The organism is Chryseobacterium sp. SIMBA_038, from assembly GCF_046535115.1.
In the GTDB taxonomy this organism is placed as follows: domain Bacteria; phylum Bacteroidota; class Bacteroidia; order Flavobacteriales; family Weeksellaceae; genus Chryseobacterium.
In genome coordinates this window covers 1-383 of record NZ_JAWRXH010000041.1, presented here as the reverse complement: position 1 = coordinate 383, position 383 = coordinate 1, and the positions used below count along the sequence as shown (strand labels likewise).

Annotated in this window: 1 pseudogene; it reads left to right on the top strand. The window is 62.1% G+C overall.

The window, feature by feature from the left end:
• Nucleotides 1-383 (top strand): annotated as a pseudogene (locus tag SB689_RS22635) (hypothetical protein); the annotation flags it as partial.

Genomic DNA, 383 nt, shown 5'->3' with positions numbered 1-383 from the left:
AATTACTACTTCCATGACCGCGCCTTGACCGACAACCCGGCGATGGCGCGCGAAGGCGTCAACCCGGGCAACCCGCAGAGCTATCAGCGGATGCAGCACAATATCGAGCAACCGGAGAATCTGGCGTATCTGGAGCGCATCCGCGACCTGCTCGATGAGTACCCGGGCACCACCAGTGTCGGCGAGATCGCCGGCAATGACCCTCTCCCGACCATGGCTGCCTATACCGCCGGCCAATGCCGCCTGCACATGGCCTACACCTTTGACCTGCTCAACAGTGATGGCGATGCCCGCGCGCTTTACGACGTGCTGACGCGCTTTGCCGAGCAAGGCGAAGACACCTGGCCTTGCTGGGCCCTGTCCAATCATGACGTGGAACGCAG